The organism is Cupriavidus sp. FW305-F7 (assembly GCF_058782875.1).
Genome location: NZ_JBYSYC010000017.1, coordinates 64,895 through 86,155, shown reverse-complemented (window position 1 = coordinate 86,155; position 21,261 = coordinate 64,895). Strand labels below are relative to the sequence as shown.

20 protein-coding genes and 1 tRNA gene are annotated in these 21,261 nt (G+C 69.6%); 13 read left to right on the top strand and 8 right to left on the bottom strand.

The window, feature by feature from the left end; genetic code table 11:
- Nucleotides 1–31 precede the first annotated feature (31 nt).
- From AC3WL8_RS17665 to AC3WL8_RS17630, 8 genes are all read left to right on the top strand, one after another.
- Nucleotides 32–796: a hypothetical protein gene (locus AC3WL8_RS17665; protein WP_153954608.1), complete on the top strand. Its 765-nt coding sequence runs from the start codon at nucleotides 32–34 to the stop codon at nucleotides 794–796.
- A 63-nt stretch (nucleotides 797–859) separates the two neighbouring features.
- The gene (locus AC3WL8_RS17660) at nucleotides 860–1,930 is read left to right on the top strand and encodes a M14 family metallopeptidase (protein WP_211979791.1); all 1,071 of its coding nucleotides are present in this window, start codon (nucleotides 860–862) and stop codon (nucleotides 1,928–1,930) included.
- A 241-nt stretch (nucleotides 1,931–2,171) separates the two neighbouring features.
- Entirely contained in the window at nucleotides 2,172–2,798 is a 627-nt protein-coding gene (locus tag AC3WL8_RS17655; RefSeq protein WP_013956991.1) for a CDP-alcohol phosphatidyltransferase family protein, read from the top strand.
- 4 nt (nucleotides 2,799–2,802) lie between these two features.
- Nucleotides 2,803–4,572: a bifunctional alpha/beta hydrolase/class I SAM-dependent methyltransferase gene (locus AC3WL8_RS17650; protein ID WP_492378496.1), complete on the top strand. Its 1,770-nt coding sequence runs from the start codon at nucleotides 2,803–2,805 to the stop codon at nucleotides 4,570–4,572.
- A complete protein-coding gene (locus AC3WL8_RS17645; protein ID WP_211979790.1) occupies nucleotides 4,569–5,960 on the top strand; it encodes a phosphatase PAP2/dual specificity phosphatase family protein in 1,392 nt (463 codons plus the stop codon). The genes AC3WL8_RS17650 and AC3WL8_RS17645 overlap by 4 nt, the downstream gene beginning before the upstream one ends.
- On the top strand, nucleotides 5,950–6,381 hold the full coding sequence (locus AC3WL8_RS17640) for a hypothetical protein (protein WP_013956988.1): 432 nt from the start codon (nucleotides 5,950–5,952) through the stop codon (nucleotides 6,379–6,381). Before AC3WL8_RS17645 ends, AC3WL8_RS17640 begins: the two co-directional genes overlap by 11 nt.
- Nucleotides 6,382–6,387: 6 nt before the next feature.
- On the top strand, nucleotides 6,388–7,014 hold the full coding sequence (locus AC3WL8_RS17635; protein ID WP_211979789.1) for a lysophospholipid acyltransferase family protein: 627 nt from the start codon (nucleotides 6,388–6,390) through the stop codon (nucleotides 7,012–7,014).
- Nucleotides 7,011–7,973 carry a phosphatidate cytidylyltransferase gene (locus AC3WL8_RS17630; RefSeq protein ID WP_153954602.1) on the top strand — a complete coding sequence of 321 codons (963 nt, stop codon included), beginning with the start codon at nucleotides 7,011–7,013 and terminating at the stop codon, nucleotides 7,971–7,973. The genes AC3WL8_RS17635 and AC3WL8_RS17630 overlap by 4 nt, the downstream gene beginning before the upstream one ends.
- A 12-nt stretch (nucleotides 7,974–7,985) precedes the next feature.
- Here the strand turns inward: AC3WL8_RS17630 and AC3WL8_RS17625 are convergent, their stop codons facing one another.
- Nucleotides 7,986–8,885, bottom strand: a complete 900-nt coding sequence (locus tag AC3WL8_RS17625) for a LysR family transcriptional regulator (protein WP_153954601.1) — start codon at nucleotides 8,883–8,885, stop codon at nucleotides 7,986–7,988.
- Between the two features lie 243 nt (nucleotides 8,886–9,128).
- On the opposite strand from AC3WL8_RS17625, the gene AC3WL8_RS17620 reads away from it, so the two are divergent.
- From AC3WL8_RS17620 to AC3WL8_RS17610, 3 genes are read left to right on the top strand one after another with little or no spacing between them, the layout of a single operon-like run.
- Entirely contained in the window at nucleotides 9,129–10,124 is a 996-nt protein-coding gene (locus tag AC3WL8_RS17620; protein WP_153954600.1) for a Bug family tripartite tricarboxylate transporter substrate binding protein, read from the top strand.
- A gap of 11 nt (nucleotides 10,125–10,135) precedes the next feature.
- Nucleotides 10,136–11,149, top strand: coding sequence for an NADPH:quinone oxidoreductase family protein (locus AC3WL8_RS17615; RefSeq protein WP_492378495.1), 1,014 nt, complete (start codon nucleotides 10,136–10,138; stop codon nucleotides 11,147–11,149).
- Nucleotides 11,150–11,163: 14 nt separating this feature from the next.
- Nucleotides 11,164–12,312, top strand: a complete 1,149-nt coding sequence (locus AC3WL8_RS17610) for a CaiB/BaiF CoA transferase family protein (RefSeq protein WP_153954598.1) — start codon at nucleotides 11,164–11,166, stop codon at nucleotides 12,310–12,312.
- 64 nt (nucleotides 12,313–12,376) lie between these two features.
- On the opposite strand, the gene AC3WL8_RS17605 is transcribed toward AC3WL8_RS17610, so the two are convergent.
- The 3 genes from AC3WL8_RS17605 to AC3WL8_RS17595 form a co-directional block, all read right to left on the bottom strand.
- Nucleotides 12,377–12,453 (bottom strand) — tRNA-Val (locus AC3WL8_RS17605).
- 96 nt (nucleotides 12,454–12,549) lie between these two features.
- Complete coding sequence (locus AC3WL8_RS17600; RefSeq protein ID WP_013956981.1) at nucleotides 12,550–14,100, bottom strand: class I adenylate-forming enzyme family protein; 1,551 nt, start codon at nucleotides 14,098–14,100, stop codon at nucleotides 12,550–12,552.
- Nucleotides 14,101–14,165: 65 nt separating this feature from the next.
- Nucleotides 14,166–15,182 carry a tripartite tricarboxylate transporter substrate binding protein gene (locus AC3WL8_RS17595; RefSeq protein WP_013956980.1) on the bottom strand — a complete coding sequence of 339 codons (1,017 nt, stop codon included), beginning with the start codon at nucleotides 15,180–15,182 and terminating at the stop codon, nucleotides 14,166–14,168.
- A gap of 329 nt (nucleotides 15,183–15,511) precedes the next feature.
- Between AC3WL8_RS17595 and AC3WL8_RS17590 the strand changes: the two genes are divergently transcribed.
- Together AC3WL8_RS17590 and AC3WL8_RS17585 are read left to right on the top strand one after the other, a co-directional pair.
- Nucleotides 15,512–15,832 (top strand): helix-turn-helix domain-containing protein, encoded by a 321-nt coding sequence (locus AC3WL8_RS17590; protein ID WP_013956979.1) that lies wholly within the window; start codon nucleotides 15,512–15,514, stop codon nucleotides 15,830–15,832.
- Entirely contained in the window at nucleotides 15,825–17,147 is a 1,323-nt protein-coding gene (locus tag AC3WL8_RS17585) for a HipA domain-containing protein (RefSeq protein WP_013956978.1), read from the top strand. Before AC3WL8_RS17590 ends, AC3WL8_RS17585 begins: the two co-directional genes overlap by 8 nt.
- 6 nt (nucleotides 17,148–17,153) lie before the next feature.
- Here AC3WL8_RS17585 and AC3WL8_RS17580 read toward each other — a convergent pair whose 3' ends face one another.
- The 4 genes from AC3WL8_RS17580 to AC3WL8_RS17565 all read right to left on the bottom strand — a co-directional run bounded on the left by AC3WL8_RS17580 (nucleotide 17,154) and on the right by AC3WL8_RS17565 (nucleotide 21,244).
- Nucleotides 17,154–18,416 carry an MFS transporter gene (locus tag AC3WL8_RS17580; protein ID WP_013956977.1) on the bottom strand — a complete coding sequence of 421 codons (1,263 nt, stop codon included), beginning with the start codon at nucleotides 18,414–18,416 and terminating at the stop codon, nucleotides 17,154–17,156.
- 377 nt (nucleotides 18,417–18,793) lie between these two features.
- Nucleotides 18,794–19,687 (bottom strand): 50S ribosomal protein L3 N(5)-glutamine methyltransferase, encoded by an 894-nt coding sequence (gene prmB / locus AC3WL8_RS17575; protein ID WP_492378494.1) that lies wholly within the window; start codon nucleotides 19,685–19,687, stop codon nucleotides 18,794–18,796.
- A 26-nt stretch (nucleotides 19,688–19,713) separates the two neighbouring features.
- A complete protein-coding gene (gene dapE / locus AC3WL8_RS17570; RefSeq protein WP_013956974.1) occupies nucleotides 19,714–20,877 on the bottom strand; it encodes a succinyl-diaminopimelate desuccinylase in 1,164 nt (387 codons plus the stop codon).
- Between the two features lie 19 nt (nucleotides 20,878–20,896).
- Complete coding sequence (locus tag AC3WL8_RS17565; RefSeq protein WP_013956973.1) at nucleotides 20,897–21,244, bottom strand: ArsC family reductase; 348 nt, start codon at nucleotides 21,242–21,244, stop codon at nucleotides 20,897–20,899.
- Nucleotides 21,245–21,261 lie beyond the last annotated feature (17 nt).

Here is a 21,261-nt window from a genome sequence, read left to right as displayed (position 1 = left end):
GGTCTAGCAAACCAGGCATGACCCGCATCGCATGACCCAGGCACACGACGGGGGCTGGATCCCCGTACGCAAGGACTTCGTCGACCCCGCCACGCGCTGCCATGCGCGGGGCGCGAGCCGCCGCCACCATGGCTTTCCGGCCGGGCAGGCTTATATCCTGCGCGACGGCGCAGGGCATGAATATCCCTTTGGCGACGACTGCGCGCGTGCCGCGGTGCCGCATCCGGGCCTGCTGCGGCAGGTGCCGGACTACACCGAGCGCGATGTGGTGCCGCGCACGGCCTTGCCCGAGGTGGCGCCCCCGTCCCGCCGCCGTGACCCCGCCCAGGCGCAGGCCGCCGAGCGCGCCGCCGCGATCCGCTACCTGGTGCTGCGCATGGAGAAGGTGGCCGCGGTGCCGCGCGTGCAGCCGACAGTGCGCTTCCCGGCGCTCGAGGGCGTCTACGAGCAGTACCAGCGCACCGGCGACATCGGCATGGCGCAGGTGCGCCGCATCTTGGCGATCGAGCGCAGCCCGTCCACGCCGCCGCGGCTGCGCGCCACCAACCTGCTGGACGTCTATACCGCGCATATCAAGCTGGAATGGCTGATCGCGGGGTCCAACAGCGTCGACAACATCCGCTTCCTGCGCAGCCTGCACGACTGGCTGGCCCGTCACCTGGTGCTGACCACCGGCCAGCTGGCCGCGGCCGGGATCGAGATGCATCCGCAGGCGTTCACCGCGCCTGGCATCTGGGGTCCGGGGACGGAGCCCGCGCCGGCATCGCCCGGGTATGCATCCGGATCGCTGTTCTAGCGGCGGGTGGCAAGACCTGCGGATTTGGCGTCTAATGCCTGCATCGCATCCGCCGGTCACGCCATGAGCCATTTTTCTCGCAGCTACGCCGAAGCCCGCCAGAAGTTCCTTGACGCCGCGCGCGCGGCCGGGGCCGCGCTGGCGCAGTTCCCGCATCCCACCAAGCGCGGCAGTGCCGGCGAGGACCTCGCGATCGACGTGGCGCTGGCCGGCCCGGCCGACGCCAGCCGCTGCCTGATGGTGACCTCGGGCACGCATGGCGCCGAAGGCTTTGCCGGCTCCGGCGCACAGGTGACGATACTGCACGACGCCGCGCTGCTTGCCGATTGCGCCGCCGCCGACACCAGCCTGCTGCTGGTGCATGCGATCAATCCCTACGGTTTTTCCCACCTGCGCCGGGTCAACGAGGACAACGTCGACCTGAATCGCAATTTTATGGACTTCACGCAGCCGCTGCCGCACAACGAAGCCTACGCCGAGATCGCGCCGCTGCTGGTGCCAGCGCAATGGCCGCCGTCCGACACCGACCAGGCGCAGCTGATGAAGGCCGTGGCCGAGCGCGGCATGCCGTGGTACCAGGCCGCGGTCAGCCGCGGCCAGTACCAGGATCCGGGCGGCATGTTCTACGGCGGAGACAAGGCCACCTGGAGCAACTACACGCTGTGCCGCATCCTGGCGCGCTTCGGCGCCGGGCGCGAGGCACTGCGCTGGATCGACGTCCATACCGGGCTGGGCCCCTGGGGCTATGGCGAGCCCATCCACATGGGCCCGGACACGCCGCAATCGCTCACGCGCACGCGCGCGATCTGGGGCGAGCGGGTGACCTCGATCTACGATGGCTCGTCGACCTCGGCCAACCTCACCGGGCTGGCCTGGCACGCGGTGCTGCAGACCCTGCCCACGACGGACTATGCCGGCATCGCGCTTGAGTTCGGCACGCTGCCGGTGGGCGAGGTGCTGGAGGCGCTGCGCGGCGACCACTGGCTGCACCAGCACCCGGAAGCCGACGAAAACCAGCGCGCGCTGGTCCGCCAGGCGATGTGGCGTGCCTTCTATGGCGATGCCGACGACTGGCGCGAGGGCGTGGTGGCGCAGGTGACCGACGCAGTGCGGGACACCATTGCTTCCGTCTAGCCGGCAACGGCATCTGGCAGCAAGCGCCTTCTGGTAATGTCTCGATGTTGGCGGTAGAGTGCTGAGCCAGGCACTGCCGCCATGCCTTGGCCGGCACGTGCCGCAGCCGGGCCGCAGTCAGAAAATAACCAAGAACAAGACGGAAGAGGTCGGGGCGGGCCGGGGCGCATGATCCTGCGCGTCGCCGTGGCCTGGCGCACGGCGTCGCTTCCGGCATCAGCTCGGCAGGGAGGCCGGTGCGATGACCCTCTATGAACTGAAGCCCAGGTTCCAGGCCTGGTTGCGCCCCATGGTGCAAGACCTGGCGCAGCGCGGCGTGACTGCCAACCAGGTAACGCTGGCCGCCGCGGCCGGCTCCCTGGCGGTGGGCGTGCTGGCCACGCTGGGCATGCTGGTGGCCGAGTCCCCGGCGCTGTTCCTGCTGTTTCCCCTGTGGTTGTTCCTGCGCATGGCGCTCAACGCCGTCGACGGCATGCTTGCGCGCGAGCACGGCCAGCAGAGCGTATTGGGTGCCTACCTGAACGAGCTTGGCGACATTGCCTCGGACCTGGCGCTGATCCTGCCGCTGGCCGCGCTGCCGGGCTTCAGCCTGGGCCAGGTCGGCACCTTCGCGCTGCTGGCGGTGATCGTCGAGGCCGCCGGGCTGATCGGCCCGCTGGCCGGGGCCAGCCGGCGCTACGACGGCCCGCTGGGCAAGAGCGACCGCGCCTTCGCGGTCGGCGCGATCGCGCTGTGGGCCGGTGTTGGCCTGGGCTTTGGCGCGGCCGCCAGCTGGCTGTGGCTGGTACTGTCGCTGCTGTCGTTGTTCACGATTGCCAACCGGGTGCGCCGCGGTGTCGCCGAGGCCCAGTCCCGCACTGTGGAGTAGCGAGATGGACCGAGCGTCGCCCCGCCAGCCGCAAGAGCGGCAATTCGAGACCCACGACCGCCAGACGCTGTTCTATCGGCACTGGCCGGCCGTGGAGGGCCCGGCGCGCGGCGCCGTGGTGCTGTTCCATCGCGGCCATGAGCATTCCGGCCGGGTCGCCCACCTGGCCGACGAACTGAACCTGCCCGGCTACGAGATCTTTGCCTGGGATGCGCGCGGACACGGCCGTTCGCCCGGCGAGCGCGGCTACAGCCCCAGCCTGGCGGACTCGGTGCGCGATATCCAGACCTTCACCACCCATATCGCCGAGGTCCACGGCATCCCGCTGGAACGCACCGCGGTGATCGCGCAGAGCGTGGGCGCGGTGCTGGCCTCCACCTGGGTGCACGACTACGCGCCGCCGATCCGCGCGCTGGTGCTGGCCTCGCCGGCGTTTAAGGTCAAGCTCTACGTGCCCTTTGCGCGGCCGGGGCTGAAGCTGATGCAGCGCCTGCGCGGCAAGTTCTTCGTCAACAGCTACGTCAAGGCCAAATTCCTCACGCACGATCCCGAGCGGATCGCCAGCTACGACAGCGATCCGCTGATCACGCGCCCGATCGCGGTCAATATCCTGCTGGACCTGTACGAGACCGCGGAGCGCATCGTCGCCGATGCCGCGGCAATCACGGTGCCGACGCAGCTGCTGATCTCCGGCGCTGACTGGGTCGTGCATCGCGGGCCGCAGGACCGCTTCTATGAGCGCCTGGGTTCGCGCACCAAGGAGCGCATCGTGTTGGACGGCTTCTATCACGACACGCTCGGCGAGCGCGACCGCAAGCTGGCGGTCGATGCCGCGCGCCGCTTTATCCTGCGCGAATTCGACACGCCGTCGGCACCGCGCTCCTTGCTCGATGCCGACCAGATCGGCCCGTTCCGCGAGGAATCCGACCGCCTGGCGTCGGCGCCGGCCGGGTTGGCCGCCTGGTACTGGCGCGCGGCGCGGGCCAACCTGAAGCTGGGCGGGATGCTGTCGGACGGGGTGCGGCTGGGCCATGAGACCGGCTTCGACTCGGGCTCGACGCTCGACTATGTTTACCGCAACGCCCCCTCGGGCCGCGGCAAGCTGGGCCGGTTGGCCGACCAGCAGTACCTGGACGCGATAGGCTGGCGCGGCATCCGCCAGCGCAAGGTCCACGCCGAGGCCCTGATCGCCGACGCCGTGCGGCGGCTGCGGGCGGGCGGCATGCCGGTGCGGATCGTCGACATCGCCGCCGGGCACGGGCGCTATGTGCTTGAGGCCCTGGGCGCGCTGGATGGCGGCGGGGCCGCGGTCGAGTCGATCCTGTTGCGCGACTACAGCCCGCTGAACGTCGAGCAGGGCCGCGCCCTGATCGCCGCCAAGGGCCTGGCGGACGGGGCCCGCTTCGAGCAGGGCGATGCCTTCGACGGCGACAGCCTGGCGGCGCTGGCACCGGCGCCGACACTGGCGGTGGTTTCCGGCCTGTACGAACTGTTCCCCGACAACGCGATGGTGCGGCGCTCGCTCGATGGCCTGGCGCGCGCGGTGCCGCCCGGCGGCTACCTGGTCTACACCGGCCAGCCCTGGCATCCGCAGCTGGAATTCATCGCGCGCGCGCTCACCAGCCACCGCGCCGGCGCCGCCTGGGTGATGCGCCGCCGCTCGCAGGCCGAGATGGACGAACTGGTGCGGGCCGCGGGCTTCGACAAGGTGACCCAGCGCATCGACCCGTGGGGCATCTTCACCGTCAGCCTGGCGCGCAGGCGCGGCGCATGAGCACGGTGCCGACGGAGGCTGGCGCCGGGGCGCATCCGGAGCGGCCGGCGGGGCAGCGGCCTTGGGGACTGGCCTGCCTGTTGCTGGCGCTGGCCGGCGCGCTCTTTTTCTCCAGCTACGGCTTTGCCAACTGGCTGGCGAGCCAGCGTGCCAACGTGCCGGCGGTCTATTTCGAATGGGAGCGGGGGATCCCGTTCCTGCCGTGGACCATCCTGCCGTACTGGTCGATCGATTTGCTGTACGGCATCTCCTTCTTCCTGTGGCGCACGCGCGCGGCGCTGCTCACGCACGTCAAGCGGCTGGTGCTGGCGCAGCTGGTGTCGGTGGCATGCTTTATCGCCTTCCCGCTGCGCTTCAGCTTTGCCCGGCCCGAGGCCGACGGCCTGCCGGGCCAGCTGTTCACGCTGCTGGGCGGTTTCGACCTGCCGTTCAACCAGGCGCCGTCGCTGCATATCAGCCTGCTGGTGATCCTGTGGGTCGCTTTTGCGGCCCACCTGCGCGGCGGCTGGCGCTGGCTGCTGCACGGCTGGTTTGCGCTGATCGGGGTCTCGGTGCTGACCACCTGGCAGCACCACCTGATCGATGTGCCCGCCGGCGCGCTGGTGGGCTGGCTGTGCGTTTACCTGTTCCCGATGCAACTGCCCGCGGCCGCGGCCGGCGCGCCGGATGCGCGCACGCGCCAGCTGTCACGCCGCTACACCGTGTGCGCGCTGGTGGCGTTGCTGTGCGCGGTGCTGGCGGTGGGCGCGTCGGTGACGCTGGCGTTCCTGCTGCTGTGGGCCGCGCTGGCGCTGGCCTGCGTCGCCAGGATCTACGCGCTGGCCGCGCCGGCGTGGTTCCAGAAGGTCCGTGATGGGTCGATGGCGCCGGGCGCGCGCTGGGTGCTGGCGCCTTACCTGCTGGGCGCCTTCCTCAATTCGCGCTGGTGGACGCGGCGCGCGCCGCAGCCCAGTGCCATCGCAGACGGCATCTGGGTTGGCCGCTTCCCGACCCGCGCCGAACTGCGCGCGATCGGGGCGGATGCCGTGCTCGACCTGACGGCTGAACTGCCGCGCGCAGCCACCGGCCCGGCGCTTGCGTATTGTTGCGTGCCGGTGCTGGACCTGACCGTGCCGACGCCGGAGCAGTTGGACCAGGCCGTGGCTCAACTCGACGCCTGGCACCGGCAGGGCCGCCGCGTGCTGGTCAGCTGCGCGCTCGGCTATTCGCGCAGCGCGCTGGTCGCCGCCGCATGGCTGGCGCGCGGGCAGGGACTGCGCGACGCCGGCGCTGCGCTGGCGGCGTTGCGCCAGCATCGGCCGGCGGTGGTGCTCGGGCGCGAACATGCCGAGGCGCTGCAACGCTGCCTGGACCGTCCCGCCATGCCGGAGCCCGACGATGGACGCTGAGTTCACGCAACGCACGGATGCCTGGATCGCGCACGCCGTCACCGGCGCGCTGTCGGGCGCGGTGTGGATCGGCGGGGCCGGGCTGGCTTTCGCCGTCGCCACGGCATGGCTGGGGGTGGCCACGCCGGTCCCGCGCGCGCTGGCGGCCGCGTCGTTGCTGCTGGCGCTGCCCCAGCTCTGGCTGCTGCTGCGCGTTGCCATCGACCGCCGGCTGTTCGATGCGCTTGCGACCGCGCAGCAAGGCCAGCCCGACCTGGCCGGATTGGATGGCGCGCTGCTCGAACTGGGCTGGATGCCAGCGCAACGCGCCGGCCGCCCGTTGCCGGACCGCGCCCGCGGCGCGCTGCGGCTGGTGCGCGCGAGCGCCGCGCTGACGGTGTGCCAGCTGGCGCTGGCCTTGCTGACCCTGATCCTGAGGTAACCAACCATGTGGCTTGCCCGCGCGACCGCGCGCGCCATCATCGTCTTCGCCCGGCTGCTGACCGGGATGCGCGCCAACTGGCAGGGCTGCATCCCCGCCGCGCTGCAGCGCGTCTACTTTGCCAACCACAGCAGCCACGGCGACTTCGTACTGATCTGGGGCTGCCTGCCACCCGACCTGCGCACCGTCACGCGCCCGGTGGCCGGTGCCGATTACTGGGAGCGCTCGCCGCTGCGGCGCTTTATCGGCCGCGACGTATTCCACGCGCTGCTGATCGACCGCACCCGCAGCGAACTGGGCAGCGACCCGGTGGCGCTGATGCACGGCGCGCTGGCATCCGGCGACTCGCTGATCCTGTTTCCCGAAGGCACGCGCAATACCACCGACGCGCGCCTGCTGCCGTTCAAGAGCGGCATCTACCACCTCGCGCGGGCCTGCCCCGGGGTGGAGTTCGTGCCGGTGTGGATCGACAACCTCAACCGCGTGATGCCCAAGGGCGAAGTCGTGCCGGTGCCCCTGCTGTGCACCGTCACCTTTGGCCAGCCGGTGCTGCTGGCCGCCGAGGACAGCAAGGAAGCCTTCCTTGCGCGCTGCCGCGACGGCCTGCTCGCGCTTGCCCCGGAGCTGGAATGACCGCCATGCCCACTTTGCACTGGAGCCCCGAGACCTGGCTGCTGTTCGGCGGCCTGTTCGGCGTGCTGCTGCTGGCCTCCACGGTGACCGCGCTGCTGCGCTGGCGGGTGGCGGGCGGCGGCCAGCACGCGGTGATCGACAACCTGGCGCAGCGCGTCTGGGCCTGGTGGTGGATGATCGGCATCATGGGCGCGGCCTTTGCGCTGGGGCGCACCGCGGTGATCGTGCTGTTCTACCTGCTGTCGTTCTTCGCGCTGCGCGAGTTCGTCACCATCATCACCACGCGGCGCGGCGACCATCACGCCATCGTCGCCGCCTTCTTCGTGTTCCTGCCGCTGCAGTACGTGCTGGTCTATATCGGCTGGTACGGCATGTTCTCGATCCTGATCCCGGTCTATGCCTTCCTGATCCTGCCGATCCTTGCGGCGCTGTCGTCCGAGACCACGCGCTTCCTGGAGCGCTGCGCCGGGGTGCAGTGGGCGGTGATGGTGTGCGTGTTCTGCATCTCGCACGTGCCGGCGCTGCTGACGCTGCCGATCCCGGGCTTCGAAGGCCGCAACCTGCTGCTGATCGCCTTCCTGGTGATCGTGGTGCAGGGCAGCGACGTGCTGCAGTATGTGTGGGGCAAGCTGTGCGGCAGGCACAAGATCGCGCCGCTGCTGTCGCCATCCAAGACCGTCGAGGGGTTTGTCGGCGGCGTGGCCAGTGCCACCGCGCTGGGCGCGGCGCTGTGGTGGATCACGCCGTTCTCGCCGTGGCAGGCAGGCGCGATTGCGCTGGTGATTGCGCTGATGGGCTTCCTGGGCGGGCTGGTGATGTCGGCGATCAAGCGCGACCGCGGCATCAAGGACTGGGGCCATATGATCCAGGGCCACGGCGGCATGCTGGACCGGCTGGACTCGGTGGTGTTCGCCGCGCCGGTGTTCTTCCATATCACCCGCTACTGGTGGGTGCCCTGAGCACCCCGGCCCTTACAGCTCCATTTCCTCGCACCACGTCACCACCGCATCGCGGAAGTCTTGGCAGATCGGCGACAGGTAGCCATCGGCGCGCCACAGCACGGCCAGCTCATGCTGCCACGACATGCCCGGCGCCTCGATCGCGGCCAGCCCCTGGCCCTCGGCCTGGCGCAGCATGCGCGGCGGCATGATGCCGAGCAGATCCGAGTGCCGCAGCAGCTCGCCGAAGGCCACCGGCGACGCCGTGCTTTCCACTGCCACGCGCGGCGGCGGCAGCCCGACCGAGGTAAACCGTTCCTCCAGCCACTGGCGCAGGTAGAGCGAAGTGGCCGGCACCACCCAGCGCTCGCCGCTCAGGTCGGCCAGCGTGCGGAAGGCCTCGCGGCGCGGATGGCCGGTGCGGGACACGATCTGCATGGTCAGCGGACCGAGCGGCAGCCAGGCAATGTCCGGCGGCAGGCTGGTCGGGCGCGCGCCCAGGATCAGGTCGGCCTCGCCGTTCTGCAGCATCGCCATCAGGCGCGCGCTCAGGTGGGTCTCGATCGAAAATGTGGCCAGCGGCCGGCTCAGGAAGAAGCGGGCCAGCAGCGGCGACAGCAGCGACGGCAGCAGGTAGGGGATGGCGCCCAGGCGCACCGTGCCCGCGCGCGCCGCGCGCTGCTCGGCCAGTTCATTGCGCATGTCGCCCGCGGCCAGCGAGATCCGGCGCGCATGGGCGACCAGGGTGCGGCCCACGCTGGTCGGCACCAGCCCGCGCGGGGTGCGCTCGAACAAGGGCATGCCCGCTTCGCCTTCCAGCCGCGCCAGCGTCTTGGACAGGCCGGACTGGGTCATGCCGAGGGTGTCGGCGGCGCGGTGCAGGTTGCCTTGCTCGATGACAACCAGGAAAGCTTCAAGATCCTCGAATCGCATGGGGCGTGACGGCGCTGCAATGGCGCGGGGACGGTGCGAGCCATTGTAGCGCCGCCCATTGCCTTCGCCGTGTCAGCGGGGGAGGGGTAGGACAATGCGGCGCTGCGCCATGCCTGGCAGGACTTGACCCGCGCCGCGCGGGAATCACGCCGGGCGGGGTGCTGGCCTAGACTGCGTTGGCATCCCTCGCGCACCGCACTCCCGCGGGCACCACAGAAGGGAGCAAGGACAGGAGACACACCGATGCAACACCGTTCCGCACGGCTGCGCGCAGCCGTGGCCGCCATGCTGCTGGCGGCCATCCCGGCGGCAATCTGCGCCGCCGATCCCGCCTCTGCCGAGCCCTATCCTTCGCGCCCGCTGACCATCGTGGTGCCGTCGGTGGCGGGCAATGTGAACGATGCCGTGGCGCGGCTGATCGGGCAGGAGCTGACTAGGAGCTGGGGCCAGCCGGTCATTGTCGACAACAAGCCTGGCGCGGGCACCACCACGGGCACCAAGTACGTCGCCCGCGCGGCAAAGGATGGTTACACCGCGCTGTTGACCTTCACCGCGCACGTGCAGAATCCGTCGCTGTATCGGGGTATCGGCTATGACCCGATCGCGGACTTCACGCCGGTCAGCGAGGTGGCGATCTCGTCCACCATCCTGGCGGTGTCGCCGGACTTCCCGGCGCGCACGCTGCCGGAGGTGGTGGCATTGCTCAAGGCCAATCCCGGCAAGTATCCGTATGGGTCGTATGGCGCGGGCACGACGGGCCATATCCTGGGTGAGCTGCTCAAGCGCGAGGCCGGGCTGCAGATGGAACACGTCGCCTACAAGGGCGGCGCGCCGCTGGCCACCGACCTGGCGGCTGGCCATGTGAAGCTGGGCTTTATTGCCGTGGGCACGGCCATGCCGCTGCTGCAGGGCGGCAAGCTGGTGCCGGTGGCGATCGCCGGCGCGGAGCGTTCGGCGCTGTTGCCCAAGGTGGCGACCTTCCGGGAGGCCGGCTACAAGGGCTTCGAGCCCGATGCGTGGATGGGGCTGGTGTTCCCCGCCGGCGTGCCCAAGGCACGGGTCGATGCCTTGTCGCGCGAGGTCGCGCGCATCGTGCGCCTGCCGGAGATCGCGAAGAAGATGCAGGACCTGAACCTGGTGCCTGTCGGCGGCACGCCGGAAGCCTTCGCCACGGTGATGAAGAACGACCGCGACAAATGGAGCCGCATCATCAGCGATGTCGGCATCACGCTCGAATGACAGGAGTGCCGATGCAAGCAAACGATTACCTGGGGCTGGTCTGCTCCCGCTGGTGCCACTGGAGCGAGCTGGAACTGCAACGCATCCCGCGCCGCCCGCTGGCACCCGGCCAGGTGCGCATCCGCGTGCGGCATGCCGGGGTGGGCTTTGCGCTGAGCCTGTTTGTGTCTGGCAAGTACCAGCGCAAGCCGCCGCTGCCGTTCACGCCCGGCACCGAGGCCGCGGGCGAGATCATCGAGGTGGCGCCTGATGTCACGCGGCTGCACCCGGGCCAGCGCGTGGCCGCAGCGCTGGACTGGGGCGGCTTTGCCGAGGAAGTGGTGGCCATGGCCGACACGGTCTATCCGGTGCCTGACGGGCTGGAGCTGGCGCAGGCGGCCGCGCTGCCCGTCACCTATGGCACGGTCTGGGCGGCGCTGGCGTGGCGCGCCGCGCTGCATCCGGGAGAAACCATGCTGGTCCATGGCGCCAGCGGCGCGCTGGGCACGGCCGCGGTGCAGGTGGGCCGGCTGATGGGTGCGCGCGTGATCGCCACTGCCAGCACCGAGGCCAAGCGCGAGGCGGTGCTGCGCAACGGCGCCGCGCATGCGCTGCCGTCCGACGCGGCCACGCTGGCGGCAGCGGTCAAGGCGCTGTGCCCCGCGGGCGGGGCCGACGTGGTGTTCGATCCGGTCGGCGGCGATCTCTTCGACGCCTCGCTGCGCTGCGCGGAGCCGGGCGCGCGGTTGTTGTCGATCGGCTATGCCAGCGGGCGTATCCCGCAGGTGCCGGCCAACCTGCTGCTGGTGAAGAACCTGACCCTGATCGGCTTCAACTACGGCTACTACATCGGCTGGGGCCTGACCGACGAGCGCCGGCGCTTTGCGCAGAGGGTGCAGGCGATGGTGGCCGAGATCATGCAGGCGGCAGCCAGCGGCAAGCTGGCACCGCCCGTGCTGCAGCACTTCCCGCTGAGCGACTGGCTCAACGCCGTCGACACCACGATGTCGCGCCGCGCCATCGGCAAGGTCATGCTGGATATCTGAACGGAGAGCACGACATGCACCATGCACAAGCGGCAACGGAAGATGCCATGTTCGACGGCCTGACCGTGCTAGACCTGAGCCAGGGCATCGCCGGCCCGTACTGCGGCCTGATCCTGCGCCAGCAGGGTGCGCGCGTGATCAAGGTGGAGCCGCCTGGCGGCGACTGGTCGCGGCAGATGGGGCGCATCCGCGCCGGCCAGACCGCGATTGCGGTCGCCTGCAACGCGGGCAAGGAGAGCGTACTGCTGGACGCGCGCAGCGGCAGCGGCCGGGCCGCCATCGCCAGGCTGGCGCAGCAGGCCGACGTGGTGATCCAGAACTTCCGCCCCGGCGTGGCCGAGCGCATGGGCGTTGGCTACGAGGCACTGGCCGCGCGCAACCCGGCGCTGGTCTATGTCTCGATCTCGGGCTACGGCCATGCCGGCCCGATGGCGAACATGCCGGCGGTGGACACCACCATGCAGGCTTTCAGCGGCCTGATGCACCTGAACCGCGACAGCGCCGGCCAGCCGCGCCGCATTGCCTTCTACATGGTCGACCTGAGCACCGGGCTCTATGCGGCCCAGCATGCGTCGGCAGCGCTGTACAAGGCCGCCCGCAACGGCCGCGGCCGGCACGTGCGGCTGTCACTGCTGGAGACCAGTGCCGCGCTGCAGTCTTACCTGATGGTGGATGACGCCATGTTCCCCGATGCGGAGCTGGCCGTGGCCAATGCGCCCACCGGGCTGTTCGATGCGGCCGATGGCCGGCTGTACCTGAGCATGCTCAACGACGCAATGTTCGTGCGGCTGGCAACGCTGCTGGGTTTCGACGACTGGCTGGCCGATATCACGCTGCACACCAGCGCCGGCCGTTTGCCGCGCGCGGCGGAGCTGGTCCGGCGCGTGGCGCAGGCCATTGCGGCACAGCCGCTGGCGCACTGGGAGGCGCTGCTGACCGAGCACGATGTGCTGTTCGCGCGCGTGGGCCATGCACGGGACCTGCTGGAGAGCGCGCAATGCGCGCAGGCGGGCGTGTTCGGCCGGCTGCCGCTGGCAGGGATCGGCGAAGTGCCGTGGGCCAACCTGCCAGGCATGGCAGGATCGGAACGGCTGGCAGGCAATGCGCCGGCGCTGGGCCAGCATACCGAAGCGGTGCTGGCGGAGTTCGGCATCGGCAGCTGAAACCGGCGCCGGAAAAGAAAAACGGACGGTGCGCAATGCGTACCGTCCGTGTTCCGTTGTGCGTTGGTAGGCTCGATTGGACTCGAACCAACGACCCCCACCATGTCAAGGTGGTGCTCTAACCAGCTGAGCTACGAGCCTAGCGAAGGCGCGAATTATAGAGACGCCTTTTCGATTGCGCAAGCACCCCCGCGAACTTTTTGCGTGGATGCCTGCGCTTGTGCCGTGCGCGGCGCGTCAGGCGCCGGTGATGCGGTCGCGCAGTTCGCGCTTGAGCACCTTGCCGATGGCGCTGCGCGGCAGGCTCTCCACCTCATGTATCGCGGCCAGCCGCTGGGTCTTGCCCAGGTGCTGGTTGGCCCAGGCCAGCACGTCCTGCGCCGTGGCGCCGCCGCCGGCGCGCAGCGCGACGAAGGCCACCGGGGTCTCGCCCCAGCGCTCCGACGGCACGCCCACCACCGACACGTCTGCCACCGCCGGGTGTTCGCGCACCACCGCCTCGAGATCGCTCGGGTAGATGTTGAAGCCGCCCGAGATGATCATGTCCTTCTTGCGGTCCATCAGCACCAGGAAGCCGTCTTCGTCGAAGTGGCCGATATCGCCGGTGCGGATAAAGCGCTGGCCCTGCGCGTCATGCCATTCGGTCTCGGCCGTCTTCTCCGGCTGGTTGTGGTAGCCGTTCATCATCGCCGCCGAGCGGCCCACCACTTCGCCGGTGCTGCCGGGCGGCAGCTCGCGGCCCTCGTCGTCGATGATGCGCACATCGGCACCGGTGGCGGGGCGCCCCACGGTATGCAGCTTGTCGGGGAACTGGTCGGCGAACAGCAGGCAGCCGCCGCCGCCTTCGGTCATGCCGTACAGCTCGGTCAGCGCGCCCGGCCAGCGCCGCAGCACTTCGGCCTTCAGGGCGGGGCTGAACGGCGCGCTGGTGCAGAACTTCTGCTGGAAGGACGACAGGTCATGGCGGTCGAACTCCGGATGTGCCAGCAGCCGCTGGTACTGCACCGGCACCAGCATGGTGTGCGTGGCGCGATGCTGCTGTGCCAGCGCCAGGTACTGGCCCGCATCGAACTTGGTCATCAGGATCGCCGTGCCGCCCAGGCCGATGGTCGGGAAGAAGCTGGCCAGCGTGGTGTTGGAGTACAGCGGCGTCGACAGCAGCGTGATGGCATGCGTGCCGTAGCCGGTGGCGGCGCCGCGCGACACATGGGCCCAGCGCATGCCGTGCGACTGCACGATGCCCTTGGGGGTGCCGGTGGTGCCGGAGGAATAGATGATGTTGAGCGGCATCTCGGGGCGGATCCCGGGCTCGGTCACCGGCGTGCCGGCGGGTGCCAGCCAGGCCTGGTACGGCTGGCCTGCGTCGCTGCCGTCCAGCGTGACGATGGGCGTGGCGGCCAGCTGGCCGCGCACGGGCTGCAGCACGTCGGCCACGGTGGCATCCGCGAACAGGATGCGCGCGCCCGCGTCGGCAACCATGCCGGCCAGGCTGTCCGGCGTGGATGACGGCGCCAGCGGCGCCACGACCACGCCGGCGCGCACCGCGCCCAGGTACACCGCGGCGTATTCGATCGAGGACGACGCGCAGATGGCGATGGCTTCGCCGGGGCGCACGCCGTCGCGGGCCAGCGCCGCGGCGATGCGGTCCATGGCGGCATCTAGACCGGCATAGTCGAGCACGCGCTCGCCATGCATCAGGGCGCGCTGTGCGGGGCGCTGCGTGGCGTGCTCGCGCACGAGCACGGACATGGTGGTGAAGGGGCGTAGAAGCGGGGTCGGTTGGGTCATGTTCGGCAAGGAGATGCGGGTGCCAGCGTGGCGCACCCGAAGAGCGATGATGGATCGAAGCAGACTTACTGGATCTGTGCGCCGGACTCCTTCACCACCTTGCTCCAGCGGTTGATCTCGGCGTCGATATGGGTGCGCAGCGCGGCGGGCGTCGAGCCCACCGGCTCATAGCCGTTGGCGGCCAGCGTGGCCTTCAGTTCGGGCTGGCGCAGCACCGTGGCAATCTCGGTGCTGAGCCGGTCGATCACGGGCTGCGGCGTGCCGGCCGGTGCCAGCACCGCGTACCAGCCGGTGATGCTGATGCCCGGCACGCCGGCCTCGGCCAGCGTCGGCACCTCGGGCGCGACCGCGGCGCGCTGGCTGCCGGTCACGGCCAGTGCGCGCAGCTTGCCGCTCTTCACGTGCGGCAGGGTGGTGGAGATGCTGTCGAAGGTCAGCTGGACCTCGCCCGACAGCATTGCCGTCACCACCTGTGCGCTGCCCTTGTACGGAACGTGGGTCATCTTGATGCCCGCGACGGAATCGAACAGCTCCCCCGCCAGGTGGCCGGTATTGCCGTTGCCGGCCGAGGCGAAGGTCAGCTTGCCGGGCGCGGCCTTGGCCTCGGCAATCAGCTCCTTCACGTTGGTGGCCTGCAGCGAAGGGCTCCCAGCCAGGATCATCGGCAGGTTGGCCACTAGCGAGACCGGCGCGAAGTCCTTGCGTGTGTCATAGGGCAGCTTCGGGTACAGGCTGGCATTGATGGCATGGGCGGCCAGCACCATGATCAGGGTGTAGCCGTCGGGCTTGGCCCGCGCCAGCGCCTGGCTGGCGATGGTGCCGCCGGCGCCGGGCCGGTAGTCCAGCACCACGGGCTGGCCCAGGCGCTCCTGCAGTTTGGCGGCGACCGGGCGCGCCAGCAGGTCGGCGCTGCCGCCCGGCGGATAGGGAATCAGCAGCTGGATCGGGCGCGATGGCCAGGTTTCCGCGCTGGCGCCGGACGGCAAGGCGGCGGTGGTGACCATGGCGGCCGTGGCCAGCATGCCGGCCAGCCATGCGCGGCGCCCCCGAGCGGGGCGCCGGGATGCGATCAGGGATGCCATCAGTTGTCTCCTCGTTGTGTCGGCCGCGGGCGCAGCCGTTGTCCCTTGTCGCCAAGTCGGGCTGGGATGTTGGTGTCACAAACGGTAAAGGTGTAAGCCCGCCAGCGGAATTCTTAAATCGATAAGTCTGGCTTTTTGCTGGCGAAGCGGTACGGCGGCACCGGCGCGATTCGTTGTGTCTGTCCGGCTGCCCGCTACAGCAATAATCTTTGTGAATGAGGAGATTTTTGCGGTGGGTCGCGATCAGAGGCTTGAATCTTTGCAATCAGGGAGATTTCTTGATTTTCCCGCCTGAAGACACTAAAGTCTTTGCAATCAAGGAGATTTTTGTGCCAGTGACCCTCACCGAACCCGGCGATATCGGCGCCTTCGTGCGCGCTGCCCGCAAGGCGCAAGGCCTGCGCCAGGACGATGCCGCAGGCGCCATCGGCGTCAGCGAGAACTTCATGGTGCGCGTGGAGAACGGGGCCGAAGGCATCCAGTGGGGCAAGCTGTTCCAGGTGCTGGAAGGGCTTGGCCTGCGCGTGGTGGTCGACATGCCGGAGGCGGCGGCACCGCTGGTAGCGGCCGAGCTGGCCAAGCTCAGGCAGCGCCAGGCGCGTAGCCGCAACCGGCGCGCAGCGGTCAAGGGAGGCGACCAGCATGGCTGAGCGCGTACTGGTCGCCAGCATCAACGGCACGCCGGTGGGCGAGCTACATGAGGCCAGCGATGCCTGGTCGTTCCGCTATGACGCGGCGTGGCTGGGCAACCCGCACGCCTTCGCCCTGAGCCCGGCGCTGCCGCTGCAGCCGGAGGCGCTCGCCGATGGCAGCACGATGCGGCCGGTGCAGTGGTACTTCGACAACCTGCTGCCCGAGGACGGCCAGCGTGCGCTGCTGGCACGCGATGCCAGCATCCGCAACGAGGCCGATGCCTTTGCCCTGCTGGCGCACTATGGGGCGGAATCGGCGGGCTCGCTGACGCTGCTGCCGCCCGGCCGCGGGCCGGCCACCGCGCCGGCCCTGCGCCACTTGAGCGACGCCGCGCTTGACGCCCGCATCCACAGCCTGCCCAGCGTGCCGCTTACACATGGCGCGGTCAAGCGCATGTCGCTGGCCGGCGCCCAGCACAAGCTGGCGGTGGTGCTGCAGGACGGCGCGCTGTTCGAGCCCGGCGCGGATACGCCGTCCACGCATATCCTGAAGCCGACCCACCAGATGCAGGAGATCTATCCGCATTCGGTCATCAACGAGTGGTTCGTGATGTCGCTGGCCGTGCGGCTGAAGCTGGAGGTGCCGCCGGTGTACCGGCGCTATGTGCCGTCGCCGGTCTACCTGATCGACCGTTTCGATCGCCACCTCACGCAGCACGGGCAGTGGCAGCGGCTGCATGCGATCGATGCCTGCCAGCTGCTGAACCTGCCGCGCACCTTCAAGTACGACCAGGGCAGCGTCGAGCGGCTGGCGCAACTGGCAACGCTATGCCGCGCGCCAGCGGTGGCGCGTGCACGGCTGTTCGACTGGCTGGTGTTCAACATCCTGGTGGGCAATTCGGATGCGCACCTGAAGAACCTGAGCTTCCTGGTGTCCGATGCCGGCATCGCGTTGGCGCCGTTCTACGACCTGCTCAGCGAGGCGGCTTACGCCACCCGCACCTATGACAAGACCGGCTGGCCGCAGGCGCACCGCTTTGCCTGGCCGGTGCTGGGGGTGGAGTTCTACAGCGATTTCTCGCGCGCGCTGGTGTTGGAGGCAGGGCGCGCGCTGGGCCTAACCGGCGTGACCGCCGAGCGGCGGCTGGACGCCATGCTGCGCGGCATCGGGCTGGCCGCGCAGGCGCTCTATGAGCAGGCCGAGCAACAGAACGCGGCCATGGCGCGGGAGCGCCCGGCGCTCACCGGCGGGTTTGCCGGCGAACTGGCATGCCTGCGCGTGATCCGCTTCACCATCATCGCCGACATGGTGCGGGCGCTTTCCGCGGCCTGAGTCTGGCTAATGACTGGTGGGGTGCGGCTGGCTGAAGAAGTAGGGCACCAGTGCGGCGGCAATCAGCAGGCCCGCGGACAGGAAGATCGCCGCATAGGTGGAGGGCAGCGGCCAGCCACGCACATGGCCGGCATTGGCGATCAGCCCGTAGCCCCATGACGTCAGCGCCGATCCCAGGAACACAAAGGTGTTGAGCAGGCCCAGCCCGCGCCCGCGCCGCGACGGCGGGACCAGCCCGCGGCCCTGCGCCATCACCAGCGGGTGCAGCATGCCGATGGTCGACAGCAGCGCCATCATCGCCACGCCGTAGCCGATGCCGCTGTCCGGCCATAACGCCAGCAGGAACGAGCCCGACATGGCAAAGCACGACCAGCCGGCGATGGCGGTCTTGAGCGTGTTGCGGCGTACCAGCACCGGCAGCAGGAAGGCGGTCAGGAAGCCGGCCAGGCTCAGCAGCGCCAGCGCCACCCCGCGCGGCGCCGAGCCCAGGCCGAACACGTCGGCCAGGTAGGGGCCGCTCCAGGCATTGCGGAAGGCGGTGCCGGCGGACATTGCCACGCACAGCGGAATCAGCGTCCACAACGGCGCCAGCTTCAGCAGCTGCAGGCTTTCCGACAGCATCGCCGGCCACGACGCACTGCGGGCCTCGGCATGGCCCTGGTCGCGCACGAAGCGCCACACGCCATAGCAGGCCGCGACCATGCCCAGCGCCGATATCGCCATCGACGGGCGCCAGCCGATCAGCGAGATGGCCCAGCCCAGCGGCGCCGTGGCACACAGCGCGCCAATCATGCCCATGGCATTGGAGCGGCTGACCACGCGGGTGTAGTCGCGCTCGGACAGCTGCTCGGAGGCGAAATGCAGCAGGCCCATGAAGACCGGCGCGCACGCCAGCCCCAGCCCCACCTGCGCCAGCGTGGCCGCCGCGCCGTTGGGCGCCAGCACGAACAGGATCGACGACACGGCGCCCACCGCCAGCAGCAGCGCGGTCGGCCGCCCCACGCCGTAGCGGTCGAAGGCAACGCCCACGGGGATTTGCGCCACGGCAAAGGCCAGGAAGAACGACGAAGACAGTGCGCCAAAGCCCGCCGGCGACAGCCCGAAATCATGCTGCAGCTCGGGCGCCATCACCGCCAGGCAGGAGCGGAAGAACTGGCTGAGCGCAAAGGCGAACGTCAGCAGGGCGATACCGCGCGCGGCGTGCGCTGCCGGGGCATGGGCGGGCAGGGCGTCGGGCGAACCGGGGAGGCGGGCGTTGCTGGCGGTCACGGCTTCAGCGGCGGCCTGTTCGGGCCGCGTAGTCTCGGTACTGCGCGATCTCGGCCGCTACCAGCGGGCGCAGGGTTTGCCACTGCACCGGCTGCGGAGCGAGCACGCTGTTGTTGTTATCGGAGGAAATGCACAGGCGCACCTGCGCGAGTGGCCGGTTGCATCGGTGCGTACATGCAGGATGCGGGTCGACCGCAGCGGCTGCCAGGTGACAGGCGGCAGGAAGTCGGTCCTGCCGCTGCCACGCTCGGACGGTTCGGTGACAAGACCGAACGTGGTGCCTAGCAGTGAGTGTAGAGCGTGCGCGGTCAGCATGGTCGGCGCGTGGCCGGTGTTCGCCCAGATTGCACGGCAGGCGAGCAGGCCTGCCTGTCTACTCAGCCCGGCAGGGCGTCGTAGGTCAGCAGGAATACCTGCTCATCCCCCGCGCTGACCGGCAGCCAGACGATTTCCAGCTCGGGGAACGCAGCTTCCACGTTGGCGTGCTCGTTGCCGATCTCCACCACCAGCACGCCGCCCGGGTTCAGGCGCGCCTTGGCGCCGGCGATGATCCGCCGCACCACGTCCATGCCGTCGTCGCCGCCGGCCAGGGCGATGCGCGGCTCGGCCAGGTATTCCGGCGGCAGCGCCTGCATCGAGCCTTCGTTGACGTAGGGCGGGTTGGTCAGGATCACGTCGTAGGTGGCGCCATGCGGCAGCGGCGCGTACAGGTCGCCCTCATACAGCCGGATGCGGTCGTCCATCTTGTAGTCGGCCACGTTGCGGCGTGCCACGGCGAGCGCGTCGGGCGAGATGTCGACAGCGTCGACCTTCGCGTTCGGCCAGACGTGCGCGGCCACGATCGGCAGGCAGCCGGAACCGGTGCACAGCTCCAGCACCGGGCCGATGCTGTCGGTCTCGCCGACCCACGGCTCCAGCCCGTCCTGCAGCAGTTCGCCGATAAAGCTGCGCGGGACGATCACGCGTGAATCGACGTAGAAGCGCAGGCCGTGCATAAAGGCCTCGTGCGTGATGTAGGCGGCCGGCACGCGCTCATTGACGCGGCGGTCGATGACCTTGAGCACGGCATCGACTTCCTCGGGCAGCAGGCGCGCGTCCAGGAAGGGGTCGAGCGTGTCGAGCGGCAGGTTCAGCGTATGCAGCACCAGGTAGGCGGCTTCGTCATAGGCATTGGCGCTGCCGTGGCCGAAGGACAGGCGCGCGGCGGTAAAGCGCGAGACTGCGAGACGCAGCAGGTCGCGCACGGTGCGCAGGGGAGAGGGCGTTGCCATGTATGGGTGTCTTTCGGCGAAAAAAATCAGGCGACGAGACGTTCCAGCACGCCGCGGTAAACGTTCTTCAGCGGCTCGATGAAGCGCACTTCAACGTGCTCGTCGATCTTGTGGATGCTGGCGTTGGGCGGGCCGAACTCGATCACCTGCGGGCAGATCCTGGCGATAAAGCGCCCGTCCGAGGTGCCGCCGGTGGTCGACAGCTCGGTCTTGACGCCGGTCTCGGCCTCGATCGCCGACGACAGCGCGTCGGACAGCTCGCCGCGCGGGGTCAGGAAGGGCTCGCCGCCCAGGGTCCAGTCCAGCGCGTATTCGAGCTGGTGGCGGTCCAGGATCGCATGCACGCGCGCCTTCAGGCCTTCCGGCGTGCTGGCGGTCGAGAAGCGGAAATTGAAGTCGATGGTGACGTGGCCCGGGATCACGTTGGTGGCGCCGGTGCCGCCGTGGATGTTCGACATCTGCCAGCTGGTCGGCGGGAAGTACTCATTGCCCTGGTCCCAGACCTCGGCGGCCAGCTCGGCCAGCGCCGGCGCGGCTTCATGGATCGGGTTGCGGCCCAGGTGCGGGTAGGCGATATGGCACTGGATGCCCTTGACCGTGAGCTTGCCCGACAGCGAGCCGCGGCGGCCGTTCTTGACCATGTCGCCGAGCGTGTCGACCGAGGTCGGCTCGCCGATCACGCAGTAGTCCAGGCGCTCGCCGCGCGCGGACAGGGCCTCGACCACCTTGATGGTGCCGTCGTGCGCTGGGCCTTCCTCGTCGCTGGTGATCAGGAAGGCGATCGAGCCGGCATGCGCAGGGTGCGCCTTGACGAACTCTTCCACCGCCACCACGAATCCGGCGATCGAGGTCTTCATGTCGGCGGCACCGCGGCCGTACAGCTTGCCGTCGCGGTGCGTCGGTTCGAACGGGTCCGAATGCCACTGCTCCAGCGGGCCGGTCGGCACCACGTCGGTATGGCCGGCAAAGGCCAGCAGCTTGCCGTCCTTGCCCTGCGTGCCGCGCCTGACCGCCCACAGGTTGGTCACGCGGAAATCGTCGGGGCCGCTGACGAGCGCTTCGCAGTCAAAGCCGAGCGCCTTAAGGCGGGTTTCCAGGATGGCCTGGCAGCCTTCGTCGGCGGGCGTGACGGAGCGGCGGCGGATCAGGTCTTCGGTGAGGGCGAGGGTGGCGGCGAGGGTGGCGGTCATCGGACTACGGAAATGGAAATCAGAACTGGCCGGCGTACTGGTCGGCGGAGAAACCGACCATCACCTTGCCATCGTGGGCCAGCACCGGGCGCTTGATCAGCGACGGGCTTTGCTGCATCAGCGCGATCGCGCTGGCTTCCTGTTCGGCGCGGGCCTTGTCGGCGTCCGACAGCGCGCGCCAGGTGGTGCCCTTGCGGTTGAGCAGCGTCGCCAGCGGCACGTGCTTCAGCCAGCCGCGCAGCATGGCTTCATCCACGCCCTGCTTCTTGAAGTCGTGGAAGCTGTAGGCCACGCCGTTGTCATCCAGCCAGGTGCGGGCTTTCTTGACGGTATCGCAGTTGGGAATGCCGTAGAGCAGGACGGTCATGGCTAGTCTTGATGGAT